This window comes from Oceanimonas smirnovii ATCC BAA-899 (genome assembly GCF_000381965.1).
Lineage (GTDB): Bacteria > Pseudomonadota > Gammaproteobacteria > Enterobacterales > Aeromonadaceae > Oceanimonas > Oceanimonas smirnovii.
Map to the genome: position 1 here is coordinate 82,054 of NZ_KB908461.1, position 16,156 is coordinate 98,209.

At 55.8% G+C, this 16,156-nt stretch carries 21 protein-coding genes; 13 read left to right on the plus strand and 8 right to left on the minus strand.

The genetic code is table 11. From position 1 onward, the window contains the following. The first annotated feature begins 66 nt into the window (after positions 1 to 66). On the plus strand, positions 67 to 1,164 hold the full coding sequence (gene degS / locus G364_RS0110135; RefSeq protein WP_026344835.1) for an outer membrane-stress sensor serine endopeptidase DegS: 1,098 nt from the start codon (positions 67 to 69) through the stop codon (positions 1,162 to 1,164). Positions 1,165 to 1,293: 129 nt separating this feature from the next. On the opposite strand, the gene murA is transcribed toward degS, so the two are convergent. The 7 genes from murA to mlaF are packed head-to-tail and all read right to left on the minus strand — an operon-like array spanning position 1,294 to position 5,801. Then, a complete protein-coding gene (gene murA, locus G364_RS0110140; protein ID WP_019935036.1) occupies positions 1,294 to 2,553 on the minus strand; it encodes a UDP-N-acetylglucosamine 1-carboxyvinyltransferase in 1,260 nt (419 codons plus the stop codon). Positions 2,554 to 2,564: 11 nt separating this feature from the next. After that, a complete protein-coding gene (locus tag G364_RS0110145) occupies positions 2,565 to 2,825 on the minus strand; it encodes a BolA family protein (protein ID WP_019935037.1) in 261 nt (86 codons plus the stop codon). Further along, entirely contained in the window at positions 2,809 to 3,096 is a 288-nt protein-coding gene (locus G364_RS0110150; protein WP_019935038.1) for an STAS domain-containing protein, read from the minus strand. Before G364_RS0110150 ends, G364_RS0110145 begins: the two co-directional genes overlap by 17 nt. Next, positions 3,093 to 3,728, minus strand: a complete 636-nt coding sequence (mlaC, locus tag G364_RS0110155; RefSeq protein ID WP_026344837.1) for a phospholipid-binding protein MlaC — start codon at positions 3,726 to 3,728, stop codon at positions 3,093 to 3,095. Before mlaC ends, G364_RS0110150 begins: the two co-directional genes overlap by 4 nt. A gap of 22 nt (positions 3,729 to 3,750) precedes the next feature. Beyond that, a complete protein-coding gene (mlaD, locus tag G364_RS0110160; RefSeq protein WP_019935040.1) occupies positions 3,751 to 4,224 on the minus strand; it encodes an outer membrane lipid asymmetry maintenance protein MlaD in 474 nt (157 codons plus the stop codon). 7 nt (positions 4,225 to 4,231) lie between these two features. Beyond that, complete coding sequence (mlaE, locus tag G364_RS0110165) at positions 4,232 to 5,011, minus strand: lipid asymmetry maintenance ABC transporter permease subunit MlaE (protein WP_019935041.1); 780 nt, start codon at positions 5,009 to 5,011, stop codon at positions 4,232 to 4,234. After that, complete coding sequence (mlaF, locus tag G364_RS0110170; RefSeq protein WP_026344838.1) at positions 5,001 to 5,801, minus strand: phospholipid ABC transporter ATP-binding protein MlaF; 801 nt, start codon at positions 5,799 to 5,801, stop codon at positions 5,001 to 5,003. The genes mlaE and mlaF overlap by 11 nt, the downstream gene beginning before the upstream one ends. Before the next feature lie 174 nt (positions 5,802 to 5,975). On the opposite strand from mlaF, the gene G364_RS0110175 reads away from it, so the two are divergent. Genes G364_RS0110175 through mgtE form a run of 11 tightly spaced genes read left to right on the plus strand, consistent with a single transcriptional unit; the run spans position 5,976 to position 14,014 of the window. Beyond that, positions 5,976 to 6,950, plus strand: a complete 975-nt coding sequence (locus G364_RS0110175; RefSeq protein ID WP_019935043.1) for a KpsF/GutQ family sugar-phosphate isomerase — start codon at positions 5,976 to 5,978, stop codon at positions 6,948 to 6,950. Further along, positions 6,947 to 7,501, plus strand: coding sequence for a 3-deoxy-manno-octulosonate-8-phosphatase KdsC (gene kdsC / locus G364_RS0110180; RefSeq protein ID WP_211212441.1), 555 nt, complete (start codon positions 6,947 to 6,949; stop codon positions 7,499 to 7,501). The genes G364_RS0110175 and kdsC overlap by 4 nt, the downstream gene beginning before the upstream one ends. Beyond that, positions 7,498 to 8,046, plus strand: coding sequence for an LPS export ABC transporter periplasmic protein LptC (lptC, locus tag G364_RS0110185; protein ID WP_019935045.1), 549 nt, complete (start codon positions 7,498 to 7,500; stop codon positions 8,044 to 8,046). The genes kdsC and lptC overlap by 4 nt, the downstream gene beginning before the upstream one ends. After that, positions 8,015 to 8,536, plus strand: a complete 522-nt coding sequence (gene lptA / locus G364_RS0110190; RefSeq protein WP_019935046.1) for a lipopolysaccharide transport periplasmic protein LptA — start codon at positions 8,015 to 8,017, stop codon at positions 8,534 to 8,536. Before lptC ends, lptA begins: the two co-directional genes overlap by 32 nt. A gap of 1 nt (position 8,537) precedes the next feature. Further along, on the plus strand, positions 8,538 to 9,263 hold the full coding sequence (lptB, locus tag G364_RS0110195; RefSeq protein ID WP_019935047.1) for an LPS export ABC transporter ATP-binding protein: 726 nt from the start codon (positions 8,538 to 8,540) through the stop codon (positions 9,261 to 9,263). 43 nt (positions 9,264 to 9,306) lie between these two features. Further along, positions 9,307 to 10,743 carry an RNA polymerase factor sigma-54 gene (locus G364_RS0110200; RefSeq protein ID WP_019935048.1) on the plus strand — a complete coding sequence of 479 codons (1,437 nt, stop codon included), beginning with the start codon at positions 9,307 to 9,309 and terminating at the stop codon, positions 10,741 to 10,743. 24 nt (positions 10,744 to 10,767) lie between these two features. Beyond that, entirely contained in the window at positions 10,768 to 11,055 is a 288-nt protein-coding gene (hpf, locus tag G364_RS0110205; RefSeq protein ID WP_019935049.1) for a ribosome hibernation promoting factor, read from the plus strand. Positions 11,056 to 11,057: 2 nt separating this feature from the next. Further along, positions 11,058 to 11,504, plus strand: coding sequence for a PTS IIA-like nitrogen regulatory protein PtsN (gene ptsN / locus G364_RS0110210; protein ID WP_019935050.1), 447 nt, complete (start codon positions 11,058 to 11,060; stop codon positions 11,502 to 11,504). Between the two features lie 10 nt (positions 11,505 to 11,514). Further along, entirely contained in the window at positions 11,515 to 12,381 is an 867-nt protein-coding gene (rapZ, locus tag G364_RS0110215; RefSeq protein WP_019935051.1) for an RNase adapter RapZ, read from the plus strand. Then, positions 12,368 to 12,643: an HPr family phosphocarrier protein gene (locus G364_RS0110220; RefSeq protein ID WP_019935052.1), complete on the plus strand. Its 276-nt coding sequence runs from the start codon at positions 12,368 to 12,370 to the stop codon at positions 12,641 to 12,643. Before rapZ ends, G364_RS0110220 begins: the two co-directional genes overlap by 14 nt. Positions 12,644 to 12,652: 9 nt before the next feature. Then, positions 12,653 to 14,014, plus strand: coding sequence for a magnesium transporter (mgtE, locus tag G364_RS0110225; RefSeq protein ID WP_019935053.1), 1,362 nt, complete (start codon positions 12,653 to 12,655; stop codon positions 14,012 to 14,014). Positions 14,015 to 14,115: 101 nt separating this feature from the next. Here mgtE and pmbA read toward each other — a convergent pair whose 3' ends face one another. After that, positions 14,116 to 15,456, minus strand: coding sequence for a metalloprotease PmbA (gene pmbA / locus G364_RS0110230; protein WP_019935054.1), 1,341 nt, complete (start codon positions 15,454 to 15,456; stop codon positions 14,116 to 14,118). A gap of 113 nt (positions 15,457 to 15,569) precedes the next feature. Here pmbA and yjgA point away from each other — a divergent pair, with 113 nt between their 5' ends. Then, on the plus strand, positions 15,570 to 16,091 hold the full coding sequence (gene yjgA, locus G364_RS0110235; protein WP_019935055.1) for a ribosome biogenesis factor YjgA: 522 nt from the start codon (positions 15,570 to 15,572) through the stop codon (positions 16,089 to 16,091). Positions 16,092 to 16,156 lie beyond the last annotated feature (65 nt).

Below are 16,156 nucleotides of genomic sequence, written 5' to 3' on the forward strand. Positions count from 1 at the left end.
TGGGCGGCTCCCTTCATGACGGCTTTATGTTATGCTTTACGGATTCAGCAGCCACCGGCTTATTTCATGCGGCCAGCCACTTTTATCAGATATTGCCTGCAAGGTACGCTTTATGGCGTGCTGATGGCAGTGTTGCTGTTGCTATTATTTCCTCAACTGCGTACTCAATCTCTCGAACACTGGTGGCGTAATCCGCAAACCGGTGTTACCAGCTTTGCCCATGCGGCCTCCCGTGCCGGCCCCGCTGTGGTCAATATCTATACTCGCAGCTTTCAGCACAGCAGCGCCAACCCCACCCTGAATGCAACCGGCCTGGGCTCGGGGGTCATTATGTCAGCCCGTGGCTTTGTTCTGACCAATTATCATGTAATTGCCGATGCCGATCAGGTCATAGTGGCTCTGCAGGACGGACGTATTATTGCTGCCAGAGTCATTGGCTTTGATGTTCCCACGGATCTGGCCGTACTGAAAATCGACGGTGACCGCTTGCCGGAAATTCCACAAAGTGACGATATCAACCCACAGGTGGGCGATATTGTGCTGGCCATCGGCAACCCCTACAACGTGGGCCAGACCATTACTCAGGGCATTATCAGCGCCACCGGCCGCACCGGCCTGTCGAGCATGGGTCCGGACAGTAACGGCCGCCAGGATCTGCTGCAGACCGATGCCGCCATTAATGCGGGCAACTCGGGCGGTGCCCTGGTGAATGTTTACGGTGAGCTGGTAGGCATTAACACGGCGTCATTTCAGAGCGTGGCCCATCAGGAAAGCTATGGTATCAGCTTTGCCATTCCCTATGCTCTGGCAGCCCGTATCATGCAGGAATTAATCACCAATGGCCGGGTGATCAGGGGCTACCTGGGTATTGGCGGTGCCGACATTCCGCCGGTAATGGCTCGCCTGCTCAATATGGAAGAGCGGGCTGGTATTTATGTAGACAGCGTCAGCCCGGATGCGCCGGCAGACAAGGCCGGTATTGTCAGCGGTGATGTGATTCTGGCGCTTGATGGTAAGGAAATCGTCAATACCCGCCAGGCCATGGACACGATAGCAGAAACCCGGCCGGGCACGGAAATTCGCGTCACCCTGTTACGAGAAGGCAAAATGCTGACAGTACCGGTGAAAATTGAAGAAGACAGACGCTTTCAGCGACTGCGCTGAACAGAAAGTTAGAAGCTAGAAGAAAGTGAGCTGCCAACGAAAAAGGGAAGACAACTGCATGTCTTCCCTTTTCATTGTCACTTCAGTCCACTCGAACGACTTCTCGCTTCCAGCTTATGGCTTCCAGCTTCAGTTGCCCTTGATCCGCTCTATGTTGCCGCCCAGGGCTTCGAGCTTGTCTTCAATCACTTCATAGCCGCGGTCAATGTGGTAGATGCGATCCACTATGGTGGTACCTTCGGCCACAAAGCCGGCCAGCACCAGACTGGCCGAAGCGCGCAGATCCGTGGCCATTACGGTGGCACCGGTCAGCTGCTCGGTATCGCCGCAAATGGCCATATTACCATTCAGTTCAATGCTGGCACCCATACGGTTCAGCTCGGGCACGTGCATAAAACGGTTTTCAAAAATGGTTTCGGTTACCTGCCCCACCCCCTTGGCTACCGCATTCAGCACGGTAAACTGAGCCTGCATATCGGTAGGAAAGGCCGGATAAGGCGCGGTTTTGATATCTACCGGCTTAAGGGTACGACCGGTCATATCAAGGCGAACCCAGTCTTCACCGGTCTCTACCAGAGCACCCGCTTCCCGCAGTTTTACTAATACCGCTTCCAGCAAATGCGGATCGGTATTGCGGCAGGTGATATCACCGCCGGTTACCGCTGCGCCCACCAGAAAAGTGCCGGTCTCAATGCGGTCGGGCTGCACACTGTAATTACCGCCGTGCAAGGCCTCAACACCATCAATGATCAGGGTATCCTGCCCAATGCCCTGAATGTTAGCACCCAGTGCATTGAGAAAGTTGGCCAGGTCCACCACTTCCGGCTCACGGGCGGCGTTTTCAATAATGGTACGCCCGTCTGCCAGCACTGCTGCCATCAGCAGGTTTTCAGTGCCGGTCACACTGACCATGTCCATCAGAATATGGGCACCTTTAAGCCGGCCATCAACCCGGGCCTTGATATAGCCGTCCTCGACCCTGATCTTTGCACCCATTTGCTCAAGGCCGTGAATATGCAGGTTGACCGGGCGGGCACCAATGGCACAACCACCGGGCAAAGACACATCAGCCTTGCCAAACTTGGCCACCAGCGGCCCCAGCGCCAGAATGGACGCACGCATGGTGCGCACCAGCTCATAGGGAGCAATATGACTATTTACGCCACCGGCCAGCACGGTAACACCGCCGTTCACCTGCACATCCACGCCCATGGACGCCAGCAGCTTGAGGGTGGTATCCACATCTTTCAGTCTGGGCACATTAGAAAGGTGGATGGCTTCATCACACAGCAGGGTGCCGAAAAGGATGGGCAGGGCGGCGTTTTTGGCACCGGAGATGGTCACCTCGCCGGCCAGCCGGCAGGGCCCCTGAATTCTGAACTTGTCCATTCGCGCTCCTGTCAGGACGGCATTATAAATTTACGCTCCCGGGCCCACTGCTCGGGAGTAAAGGTTTTCACACTCAGGGCATGAATGGCATTTTGGGCAATCAGGTCCATCAGCGGGCCGTTAATGGCCTGCTGGCGCTTCACCCGGCTCATCTCGGCAAACATATCGGCAACGGCAATCACCTGAAAGTGGTCACCATCATTTTTTACATGCAGCTCGTCCAGCTCCAGCGCATCACGCAGCCGGCGCTCTACTTCATTCTTCAGATCCATGTGGACTCCGTGAATCGTTATCGGGCAGGTCAAACAGACTGCCTACCCCGTATAAATCGGCCAGAGGATAAAACTCCTTCGGCGGTGAGAGCAACGCAAGACGCTTATTTTGAGCGGCGAGCTGCTGGCTCCATTGCACCAGCAACGCCAGCCCGGTGGAATCAATGCGTTCTACTGCACTCAAATCTGCCTGACTATCGGCAAACAGGGTATCACGCTCTGCCCACCAGGCCGGTACCTGTTCGCGGGTCAGCGGGCGGCTCAGTTTCATTGTCCGGTTTCCAGCGGCGTCACCGGCTTCCGGGTCAGCTCTCGCAGCTGCTCACTCACGGCCTCAATACCCTTCTGACGAATAAGACCACTGAGTTCAGATTGTTTGGCCGACAGCAGGCTGATACCTTCAGCAATCATATCAAATACTTTCCATTCGCCGGTGCGCTTGTTCTTGCGCAGCTTGAACTCCAGCTTGATTTCAGGCTTGTTCGGCTCCTGTACGGTGACAGGTACTGTAGCCAGGGTTTCTTCGGCAGAGGTACTGCCGGTGCCAATATTGACGGTCTGCTCTTTGTAAGCAGCCAGCGCATCGGCGTAAGTCACCACCAGATAATCACTGAAGGCTTTGACGAACTCTTCGCGCTGTTCGGAAGTCGTGTTCTTGAGCTGGCCACCGATAACGCGAAAGGCGGAGTAACGCACATCGACTGCCGGCAACATATCTTCCCGCACTATGGTCCGCAGGTGCTCAGGATCAGCAGCAATTTTGCTCTGCTCCTGTTTCAGCCGATCAAAGGTGCGCTGTGCCACTTGATCCACCAGCTGATAGGGATCCGTATTTGCCATGGCAGGCATGGTGAACAAGCTGGTGATGACCAGCAAACAGGACATCAGTACTTTTTTCATGATTCCTCCTCAGTGAACTACCGGTTCAGTCTTTACCGATGGAATAGATAAACTTGCCGATTAACTCTTCCAGTACCAGAGCAGACTGAGTATCAGTAATGGTATCGCCATTTTCCAGCATGCCGATACCCATGTCTTCATCAGCAAAGCCGGGCGTAATGCCCAGATACTGCTCTCCCAGCAGACCTGAAGTCAGAATCGATGCGGTGCTGCTTTCGGAAAATTCACCGGCATCCTTATTAATCGCCAGCGTTACCACCGGTACCTGACTCTCTGCATCCAGGCGAATACCGGCCACCCGGCCTACCACCACACCACCCACCTTGATGGGTGAGCGCACTTTCAGGCCGCCTATGTTGTCAAAACGGGCATAGAGGGTATAGGTTTCGCTCTGGCCGTTAACACTGACGCCCGCCACCTTGAAGGCCAGCAGCAGCAAGGCACCGATGCCGGCCAGCATAAAGCAGCCGACGCTGAATTCCAGTTTGCTGTATTTCATTATTAAGTTACCCGAACATAATGGCGGTCAGCACAAAATCGAGCCCCAGTACCGCCAGAGAAGAATGAACCACAGTGCGGGTGGTTGCCTGACTGATCCCTGCTGCCGTCGGCCTGGCATCATGGCCGTTAAACAACGCAATCCAGGTCACCACCAGTGCAAACACCAGACTTTTAATAAAGCCCTGCATAATATCGTCCTGCCAGTCGACGGCTGCCTGCATGGTGGACCAGAAGCCGCCGGCATCAACGCCCAGCCAGTCAACCCCAACCAGTTTGGCCCCCCAGATACCCACGATATTAAACATAAATGCCAACAAGGGCATGCTGATGACCCCCGCCCAGAAACGGGGGGCCACTACCCGGCGCAGCGGATCCACTCCCATCATTTCCAGGCTGGACAGCTGCTCGGTGGCTTTCATCAGGCCCAGCTCGGCAGTCAGTGCCGAGCCGGCACGACCGGCAAACAGCAACGCCGTCACCACCGGTCCCAGCTCCCGCAGCAGCGATAGTGACACCAGCTGCCCCAGGCTGCCCTCGGCACCAAAGTCCACCAGCACGTTATACCCCTGCAGCGCCAGCACCATGCCGATGAACAGTCCTGATACCAGAATAATCAGCACCGACTGAACACCGACCACATGTAATTGCTGTATCAGAAGTGGAAAATGTTTTCTGGGCTCTGGCTTGCCCACCAACGCATGCGTCAGCATAAAGCCACTGCGCCCTAACGCCGTCAGCGCCGATACGCCATTGCGGCCCAGACGACCAATCGTATCAGTCAGCATAAGCAAGTGACTCCCTGTAATCCGGTGCCGGATAATGAAAGGGTACCGGGCCGTCAGCTTCGCCTTGCAAAAACTGGATCACCTGCGGATCCTGATGCGCTTTCAGCTCTGCCGGCGTTCCCGCTGCGATTACCTTTTTATTGGCAATAATGTAGGCGTAATCGGCAATGCTCATCACTTCACCCACATCATGAGTTACCACCACAGAGGTCAGCTGCTGGGCACGGTTCAGTGAAGCTATCAGCCGAACCAGTACGCCCATACTGATGGGATCCTGGCCGGCAAAAGGCTCATCGTACATAATCAACTCGGGATCCAGCGCTATACTCCGGGCCAGCGCCGCGCGCCGGGCCATGCCTCCCGACAGCTCCGCCGGAAATAACGCGGCCGCACCACGTAAGCCGACCGCTTCCAGCTTCATCATGACTAACGTATGAATAATGGCTTCCGGCAGACCGCTATGCTCACGCAGCGGAAAAGCCACATTGTCAAATACTGACATACCGGTAAACAACGCTCCGCTCTGAAACAACATGCCCATACGGCGACGTACGTCGTACAACTGCTTGCGGCCCAGAGCAGGAATGGATGCACCATCAAAGAGTATTTTGCCGCTGTCGGGCTTGATCTGGCCGCCAATCAGGCGCAGCAGTGTGGTCTTGCCAATGCCGCTGGGGCCCATAATGGCGGTGATCTTTCCACGCGGAATGTCCATGCTGATGCCCTCGTAAAGAGGTCGTTCACCACGGCTGAAGCAAAGATCCCTTATTTCAACAAGGCTTTGACTCACGCTATGTCCCCGCAAAAAAGAAGTGATTGTATGAGTTCGGCTGACTATCAGCAACTACAGCACACCGATTTGCGCCACCCTCTGACCAGAGCAGCCCTCGGGCAAATGCACCAAGCCGGTCGCTTCTCGGCCCCGGCTTTTCTATAATGTCGCGGCCTTAATGCGGAGAACCTCATGTCAGCTGAATTTGATTATCGCACCACTGCCCAACGTGTTCTGGATATTGAAAAGGCAGCCCTGGAGGGCCTTTCTCAATATCTGGATGAATCTTTTAACAAGGCCTGCCGGCTGATGTTTGAATGTCCCGGCAAGGTCATTGTCACCGGCATGGGAAAATCAGGCCATATTGCCAATAAAATCGCTGCTACCCTGGCCAGTACCGGCACTCCTGCTTTTTATGTTCACCCGGGAGAAGCCAGCCATGGTGATCTGGGTATGATAGACAGCAAGGATGTGGTGCTGGCGCTGTCCAACTCCGGCGAAAGCGAGGAAATTATCGCACTGTTGCCGGTGCTGCGCCGGCGTGGTCTTAAACTCATCTGCATGACCGGCAAGCCTGAATCCACCATGGCCCGGGAGGCAGATGTACATTTGTGCACTCGCGTCGAGCAGGAAGCCTGCCCGCTCGGGCTGGCTCCCACCGCCAGTACCACGGCGGCCCTGGCCATGGGCGATGCATTGGCGGTCGCGCTGCTTGAAGCCCGTGGCTTTACTGCCGACGACTTTGCCCTCAGCCATCCCGGCGGAGCCCTGGGTAAGCGGCTGCTGCTGCGGGTGGCCGACATCATGCACAAGGAAGACAAGGTACCCAGTGTGGGCCTGAATACCCTGGTGATAGAAGCACTGCTGGAAATTGGCCGCACTGGTATGGGCTTTACTGCCGTCGTCGATGATCAGGGCCGGCTGGCTGGCATCTATACTGATGGTGATCTGCGCCGGACCCTTGATCAGAAAGTGGATGTACACAACACCCGCATCGAGCAGGTGATGACCAAAGGCTGCACGACGGTTCCTCCGGGCATGCTGGCAGCAGAAGCCGTTAATCTGATGGAAGAGAAAAAAATCAGCGGTCTGCTGGTATTGGATGAACAGCAGCGTCCTATCGGTGCCTTTAATATGCACGACTTGTTACGCGCAGGAGTGATCTGATGACAGTGCAGACCCTTTATGGTGATATCAGCCAGGAGATCTGGCAGCAACTTAAACAAATTCGCCTGCTGATCTGTGATGTGGACGGCGTGCTGTCTGACGGCATGATTTATCTGGGCAATAACGGTGAGGAATACAAGAGTTTTTCCACCCGTGACGGCTTTGGTATCAAGGCACTGCTCAACGCCGGCATCGAGGTGGCGGTGATCACCGGACGCAACTCACGCATCGTCACGGATCGCATGAACGCATTGGGTGTGCGCCATATCTATCAGGGTCAGAGTGATAAACTGCGCAGCTATGGTGAGCTGCTTGATCACCTGCAGCTGACAGCACAACAGGTGGCCTATATCGGCGATGACGTGGTGGATCTGCCGGTGATGCAGGACTGCGGGCTGGGGGTGGCAGTGGCCGATGCGCATCCGCTGGTGCTGCAGCGCGCTGGTTACATTACCCGTACCACCGGCGGACACGGTGCCGTCCGTGAATTGTGCGATCTGTTGCTGGATGCCCAAGGCATACTGGCACAGGCTGAGGGCATGAGCGTATGAACCGTCAGACCTGGATATTTGCCGGTCTGTTTGTGGCTGCGCTGATCACCTGGCAATGGTTTCGCAACGATCAGACCATCATGGTAAACGAACAGGATTTTCAGCCCGATTTTGTGGCAACGAACCTCAGCAGCATACAGTACAACCGACAGGGGCTGCCCTATCGCGGCATGGAAGCGGAGCAGGCAGAGTACTACGAGTCCCTCTCCATGACCCTGATGAAAAAACCTGTTATCTTGCTTTATTCTCCTGACGGCCAGCCGCAATGGCGTCTCAGCGGTGATAACGGCACCATCAACACCGGCGATAATGCGGTGCTGACCAGTAATGTAGTGGGCAAAGGGCTGCAACCGGATGCGCTGGTGGAAACCCTGACCACCGAATATCTGGAGATGGATTTTATTAACAACAGGCTGCGTTCCGATCAGACAGTAAGACTGGAAAGCTCGCAGTATCAGGCGCAAGGCACAGGCCTGCTGGGCAAGCTTGATCAACAAACGGTGGAACTACTGAATGAAACCCGGGCAACTTACTTTAATCCTTAGTCTTGGCGGCCTGCTGGGCCTGGGTCAGGTGCAGGCCAAAGACAGTGACTATCGTCAGCCGGTTACCATAGACGCTGGCCGCCAGCTGGTGGAGCTGGCCGAAAACAAGGTGACCTTTACCGATAATGTAGTGGTGAAACAGGGCAGCATAGATGTGCGTGCCAGTGAACTGGTCGTGCTCCGTAATGAGCAGGGGCTGCAGTCCATGACCGCCAGGGGCAATCCGGCCACTTACCGGCAAGTGCTCAATAACGGCAAGCCGGTACAGGCACAGGCACGGGAAATTCACTATGACATGGCGGCCCGCACCATCACCCTGATCCGGGAGGCGGAGCTTAAGCAGGACGATAACATCGTGACCGGCTACCGTATCCGCTACTTTATCGACAAGGAACAAATGGAAGCCGAGAGCCAGGGCGGCAAAGACAGGGTCACCACCATCTTTCTGCCGGAGCAGGTGCAGAATTTCGACAACCAGAGTAACGACTGACATGGCCAGACTTAAAGCACGCGGTCTGCAGAAAAGCTACAAAGGCCGCAAGGTAGTGGCAGATGTCAGCCTGACGGTAAATACGGGCCAGATAGTGGGATTGCTCGGCCCCAACGGTGCCGGCAAAACCACTTCCTTTTACATGATTGTAGGCCTGGTGCAGCGGGATGCAGGCAGCATCACCATAGACGACAATGACATCAGCCACGAGCCTATGCATGTGCGGGCCCGCGCCGGCATTGGCTATCTGCCTCAGGAAGCGTCCATTTTTCGCCGCCTGAGCGTGGCCGATAACCTGATGGCCGTACTGCAGACCCGCAAGGATCTGAGCGCCGACGGCCGTAACGAAAAAATGGAACAGCTGCTGGAAGAGTTCAATATTGTCCATATTCGTGACAGTCTCGGTATGAGTCTGTCCGGTGGTGAACGCCGGCGCGTGGAAATTGCCCGGGCACTGGCGGCAGATCCGCGCTTTATTCTGCTTGATGAACCTTTTGCCGGCGTTGATCCCATCTCTGTGCTTGATATTAAGAAAATTATATTACATCTGAAAGATCGAGGCCTGGGCGTACTGATCACCGATCACAATGTGCGTGAGACGCTGGATGTATGTGAAAAGGCCTATATTGTCAGCCACGGGCACCGTATTGCTGCTGGCACACCAGCTGAAATCCTGGCCAATGAGCAGGTCAAGAAAGTCTATCTTGGTGAACAATTCAGCCTCTGAAGGCACCGCTTCGCGCGGTTGATATGGAAGGACGTTAGCATACATGAAGCCGACTCTTCAGTTACGCCTTGGCCAGCAACTGACCATGACCCCTCAGCTGCAACAGGCCATTCGTCTGCTGCAGCTGTCCAGCCTTGAGCTGCAGCAGGAAATTCAGCAGGCACTGGACAGTAATCCGCTGCTGGAGCAGGAGGAGCCGGACAGTATCAGGGTTGAGGATAATCGCAACGAGGAGCAAATTGCCGCAGACAGTGCCATGGAACGTAATCAGCTTTCTGAAGAGCTGCCCATGGACACCAGCTGGGAGGAAGTTTATACCGCCTCTCCGGTCAGTGGTGGTGCCGGTCTGCCGGAAGGGCTGGAAGATAATGTCTATCAGGGAGAAACCACCGAAACGCTGCAGGATTACCTGATCTGGCAAATGAACCTGACTCCCTTCAGTGATACCGATCAGGCCATTGCCCTTGCGATTATCGATGCCGTGGACGATGCAGGCTATCTCACCGCCGATATTGACGAACTGTTAGCTGCAGCCTCGGCCGACGAGCTGGGCATTGAAGCCGATGAAGTAGAAGCCGTGCTCAAACGCATTCAGCATTTCGATCCCATCGGCGTAGCTGCCCGCAGCGTGCAGGAATGCCTGTGTATTCAGCTCGATCAGTTTCCCGCCAGCACCCCCTGGCTGGCAGAAGCCCGGTTGCTGCTGGAACAGCACATGGATCTGCTGGGTAACCGCGACTACCGTACTCTGCAGCGCAAGACCAGGCTGAAAGAAGACGAGCTGAGAGAAGTTCTGAATCTGATCCAGCAGCTTGAACCCCGCCCCGGCAGCAGCATTATTCAGGGCAGCTCCGAATATGTGATTCCGGATGTGGTGGTCACCAAACGCAACGGTGCCTGGGTCGTGGAACTCAACCCGGAGGCCATGCCCAAGGTACGCCTGAATCAGACCTATGCCGCACTTGCCGACAAGCCCCGCAATAGTGAAGACGGCCAGTTTATTCGTAATCATCTGCAGGATGCCAAGTGGTTCCTTAAAAGTCTCGACAGCCGAAATGAGACGCTGCTCAAGGTTGCCAATTGTATTGTTGAGCAACAACAGGCATTCTTTGAGTATGGAGAAGAGGCCATGAAGCCCATGGTGCTGAACCATGTGGCCGAGGCAGTAGAGATGCATGAGTCCACCATCTCACGCGTGACCACACAAAAGTTTCTGCACTCGCCCCGGGGCGTGTTTGAGCTTAAGTATTTCTTCTCCAGTCATGTGGGCACCGACGATGGTGGTGAATGTTCATCCACGGCAATTCGTGCTCTGATCAAAAAGCTGGTCGGGGCAGAAAACCCGGCCAAGCCGCTGAGTGACAGTAAGATTGCTCAGTTGCTGGCCGAGCAGGGGATTAAGGTGGCCAGGCGTACCATCGCCAAGTACAGGGAGTCACTGGCCATCCCCCCTTCCAATCAGCGTAAACGCCTGGTTTAAAGGCAACGACAGAAGGAAGACGTTATGCAAATTAACCTGACCGGACACCATGTAGAAATCACAGATGCACTGCGTGACTATGTTAATAGCAAGTTTACCCGGCTGGAGCGCCACTTCGACCACATTACCAATGTGCACGTCATCCTTAATGTAGAAAAAATGCAGCAAATTGCCGAAGCCAAACTGCACGTCAGTGGTGGTGAGCTGTTTGCCAACGCCCAGCATGAAAATATGTATGCCGCCATCGACGGACTCATTGACAAGCTGGATCGTCAGATCATCAAACACAAAGAGAAGCTCAAGCAAAAGTAACCATGGAAGTCGCCGACATACTAAGCAGGGACTGCACGCGCAGTGCAGTTCCCTGCACGAGCAAGAAGCGTGCTCTGGAAATTATCAGCGAGCTGGCTGCCGAACATTTGAATATCGGCAGCCAGCCGCTTTTTGACTGTTTGCTGGCCCGTGAAAAGATGGGCACTACCGGCATCGGTAATGGCATTGCCATACCTCATGGTCGTATTGGCAATGACAACAAGGCGACCGCGGTACTGCTGACTTTTGCCGAACCGGTAGAATTTGATGCCATCGACAATCAGCCGGTTGGTCTGGTGTTTGCGCTGCTGGTGCCTGAGCAGGAATGTAAACAACATCTGAAAACGCTGTCCTTAATTGCTGAAAAGCTCAGCAACAAACAGATTTGCCGGCAGCTGCGTCAGGCCGGCAGTGACGAAGAGCTTTATCAAATCATGATTTCTGCCTGAAGGAGCCTATATGCAGCTGGTGATTGTGAGTGGTCGTTCCGGGTCCGGTAAAACCGTCGCCCTGCGGGTGCTTGAAGATCTGGGTCACTACTGCGTCGATAACCTGCCGGTTGAGTTACTGCCTGAGCTGGTCCGCCTGCGCCAGAACCGGCCCGGCGCGGTTGCGGTGAGTATAGATGTGCGCAACCTGCCCGACAGCCCCGATAAGCTGGAAGCCTTTCTGGCCGAAGTGCGGGCCATGGACGAGGTGCAGGTATCCAGTTTCTTTATTGATGCCGAAAACGCAGTATTGATCCGCCGCTTTGGCGATACGCGGCGACTGCACCCTCTGTCGCGCCACAGCCTGACTCTGGATGAGGCCATTCGCGAAGAAACTCATCTGCTGGCCCCCTTGTCTTCCGATGCGGATCTGCGTATCGACACCTCAAGCTTAAGCATTCACGATCTCAGCGAAATTATTCGCGAGCGTATTCTTGGCAAAAAAGAAAAAGAGCTGAACTGGGTATTTGAGTCTTTTGGTTACAAATATGGCGTTTCCAAAGATGCTGACTTTGTGTTTGATGCCCGCTTTCTGCCCAATCCTCATTGGATTGCCGAGCTGCGTCCTTACACAGGTAAGGATCAGCCGGTGGCCGACTACCTCAGCAGTCAGCCCGAGGTGATGAAATACCTGTGGCAGCTGGAAAATCTGCTGATCACCTGGATGCCTCATCTGGAGCGTAATAATCGCAGCTATGTCACCGTCTCCATCGGCTGTACCGGCGGACAGCACCGTTCTGTATTTATCGCCGAGCAGCTGGCAAGGGTGTTTGGCCAGATGGGCAAGAGTGTGCAACTGCGCCACCGCACGCTGGAAAAGCGCCATGCCGAAAATTGAACGGGATCTGAAAATCGTCAACAAGCTCGGATTACACGCCCGGGCTGCCATACAACTGGTGCAACTTACTCAGCAGTTTGATGCTGAAGTTACCGTCTGCAATCAGCAGAAACAGGCTCCCGCCAACAGCGTGATGGGCCTGCTGATGCTGGAAACCGCTCAGGGACAGGCCATCAGGGTGATGGCAGAAGGGCCGGAAGCCGAAGCCGCCCTGAATGCGGTAGAGCAGCTGGTGGCGGCACGCTTTAACGAATCGGAATAATTCGGGATCATGACAGACGCCGCAGATCAGAGCAGCACACCGGATCACCTGGAAGCCATTACTCAGGCGCTGAACAGCGGCATGTTCGTGCATGTGCGCCGCATGCTGCAGCAAATGCGCCCCGGCGACGTAGCCTGGCTGCTGGAGTCTTCTCCTGCCCCCAGCCGCAAAGTGTTGTGGCAACTGATTGACCCCGACGATTACGGCGAAATTCTGGAAGAGCTGTCAGAAGAGGTGCGCGATGGCATTATCCGGCTGATGGCGCCGGAAAAGCTGGCAGTGGCACTGGAAGACATGGAGTCGGACGATCTGGCTTATGTGTTGCGGGATTTGCCCGAGCAGCTGTTCAATCAGGTGCTCACCGAGATGGACGAGCAGGACAGGCACAGAGCCGAGCTGGCGCTGTCCTATCCGGAAGACACTGCCGGCTCACTGATGAATACCGAGTTCATCAGTTTGCGCCCGGACGTCACCATAGAGGTGGTACTGCGCTATCTGCGGCTGCACAACGAGCTGCCGGAAGGCACGGATACCCTGTATGTGGTGGATCAGCATAACCGCTTGCTGGGTGATATTTCTCTCGCCAGTCTGGTCGTACAGTCCCCCACTACGACGGTGGCCGAAGCCATGGATACCACAGTCGAAGCCATTCCGCTGACCATGAGCGACACCGAGGTGGCGAATTTGTTTGAGCGCCATGACTGGCTCTCGGCCCCTGTAGTTGATGAGCAAAATCAGCTGCTGGGCCGTATTACCATCGACGATGTGGTCGACATTATTCGGGAAGAAGGTGAACACTCCATGATGGGCATGGCCAAAATGGATGATGACGAAGACACCTTTGCTCCTGTACTGGTCAGTGCCCGCCGTCGCTCTTTCTGGCTGGCCATCAATCTGGGCTCGGCACTGGTCGCCGCCAGCGTGTCCAATATGTTTGAAGCCACTCTCTCCCAATTGGCCACCCTGGCCATATTAATGACCATAGTACCGTCCATGGGCGGCATTGCCGGCAACCAGACTCTGGCACTGGTGATCCGCGGCATGGCGGTGGGCCATATCAGTGACAGCAACGCCCGCTGGCTGCTCACCAAAGAGGCCCTGGTAGGTCTGTTTAACGGCATGCTGTGGGCGCTGGCCATTTCCGTGGTGGTGGGGCTGTGGAAAGGCAGCTGGGAAATTGGCCTGGTCATTGCCGCCGCCATGTTTATCAACCTGTCGGTAGCCGGCCTGGCCGGGGCCAGTATTCCGATTATCATGAAACGCTTTAATATCGACCCGGCCCTGGCCGGCTCCATGGCATTAACCACCATCACCGACACAGTGGGCCTGCTGTCCTTCCTCGGCCTGGCCACACTGATCCTGCTGCACTGAGGCTGGAAGCCGAAAGCTAGAAGCGGGAAGCCCCCAAAAAACACCAAGGGCCGCATGCGCGGCCCTTCTTACAGCTTCAAGCTTCCGGCTTACAGCTATGTTTATTGCCCTGCAATCTTCATCTTGTCGATCAGTACCGAGCCGGTGTGCAAGCTGGAGCGGGTTTCCACGTCGGTGCCGATGGCCTGAATGCCGGCAAACATGGTTTTCAGGTTGCCGGCGATGGTGATTTCTTCCACCGGATAAGCAATTTCGCCGTTCTCAACCCAGAAGCCGGCGGCCCCCCGGGAGTAATCGCCGGTCACTATGTTCACTCCCTGCCCCATCATCTCGGTCACCAGCAGGCCGGTGCCCATTTGTTTGAGCAGTTCGGCATGGCTCTGGCCGCTGCTGGAAATGGTCCAGTTATGAATGCCGCCGGCATGGCCAGTGAGCGGCAAGCCCAGCTTGCGCGCCGAGTAGCTGGTCAGCAGGTAGGTCTGCAGCACACCGTTTTCAATGATATTACGCTCGACCGTGCGCACTCCTTCATTATCAAAGGGCGCACTGGCCAGGCCCTTGTGCAGGTGAGGCTGCTCGTGAATGGTAAGCCAGTCCGGAAATATCTGCTCACCGCAGGCATCCAGCAGAAAGGACGATTTGCGATAGAGGTTGCCGCCGCTGATGCCCATGACCAGATGGCCGAACAGGCCCGCCGCCACGTCGGGATGAAACAGCACAGGGGCCTGAGTGGTCCCGATTTTGCGGCCGCCAAGCCGGCCAAGGGTACGGCTGACCGCCTCGTCGGCCACTTTTTCCGGAGCCCAGAGATCATCAAAGCTGCGCGCCGAGGTAAATCCGTACTCCCGCTGCATATCGCCGTCCTGCTCGCCAATCAGCACACAACTCATACCGTAGCGGGAGCCGGCAAAGCCTTTCACAAAGCCATGGCTGTTGCCGTAGACACGAATGCCCACATTGGCAGAGTAACTGGCTCCGTCAGACTGTTTGATGCGCTTGTCCCGCCCCAGCGCGGAGCGCTCGCATTGCAGCGCCAGCTCAATGCCCTCGGCAGGATCCATGACACGGGGAAAGCACAGTTCAAGCTCGGGGGACTCCCAGGCCAGCTGATCCGCATCGGCCAGGCCGGCATGAGGGTCGGCTGTGGTATAGCGGGAAATATCCAGTGCCGCCGCCACGGTGCGGGCAATGGCGTCGGGGCGCAGATCCGAGGTGGACGCCGAGCCCTTGCGGCCATCACGATAAACGGCAATGCCAAGGGCACCGTCTTTATTGAATTCGATGTTTTCCAGCTCAGCATTGCGGGTATTGACCGACAGTCCGGTTTGCTTGCTGATGGAAACCTCTGCGGCGTCCGCACCCAGCCGCTTCGCGCTTTCCAGCGCCTGCTCTACCGCCAGCTCTAGCTGACGCTGTTCGTTGTGAATCTCTTCAGGAGTCATAATGAAATCGCTGGTTCTGTTTGTTGCTAGCATAACAGACCCCTGCGCCCCTTGGGAGAAGCTGGTAGAATAATCATCATCAGCCAATTATTTAACGATTCCAGAGAGACGTAATGCGCCATCACGACGACCAGCCCGATCATGACGACGAGATTGAATGGGTCAGTAAAAGCGAAATGAAACGGGAAAGTCAGGCGTTGCAGCAGCTTGGCATGGACCTGGTTAAACTCAACCCGAGCGAGCTGGCCAAGGTTCCTCTGGATGACGAGCTGAAAGACGCCATTGATCTGGCTCACAAGCTGGCCAACAAGCGTGAGGCGCAGCGCCGTCACCTGCAGTTTATCGGCAAGCTGATGCGCACCCGGGATGTCACCGCTATTCGCGACGCGTTAAATGCCTTTGATCAGAAAAGTGCCGTGGCCAATGCCCGTTTTCATAAGCTGGAGCAATGGCGCGACCGGCTGATCAAGGAAGGTGACAAAGCGGTGAATGACCTGGTGGCCCAGCACCGCCAGCTCGACCGGCAAAAGCTGCGCCAGCTGGCCCGCACCGGCCGCAAGGAGCTGGCCGCCGGCCTGCCCCCCAAAGCCTACCGGGAACTGTTCCAGTACCTGAAGCAAAACCTGGAGCCGTAAGCAGCCCTTCACTGCGAAGCCTTATAAAAATAACAACGCCGGCATGATGCCGGCGTTTTTTGCGT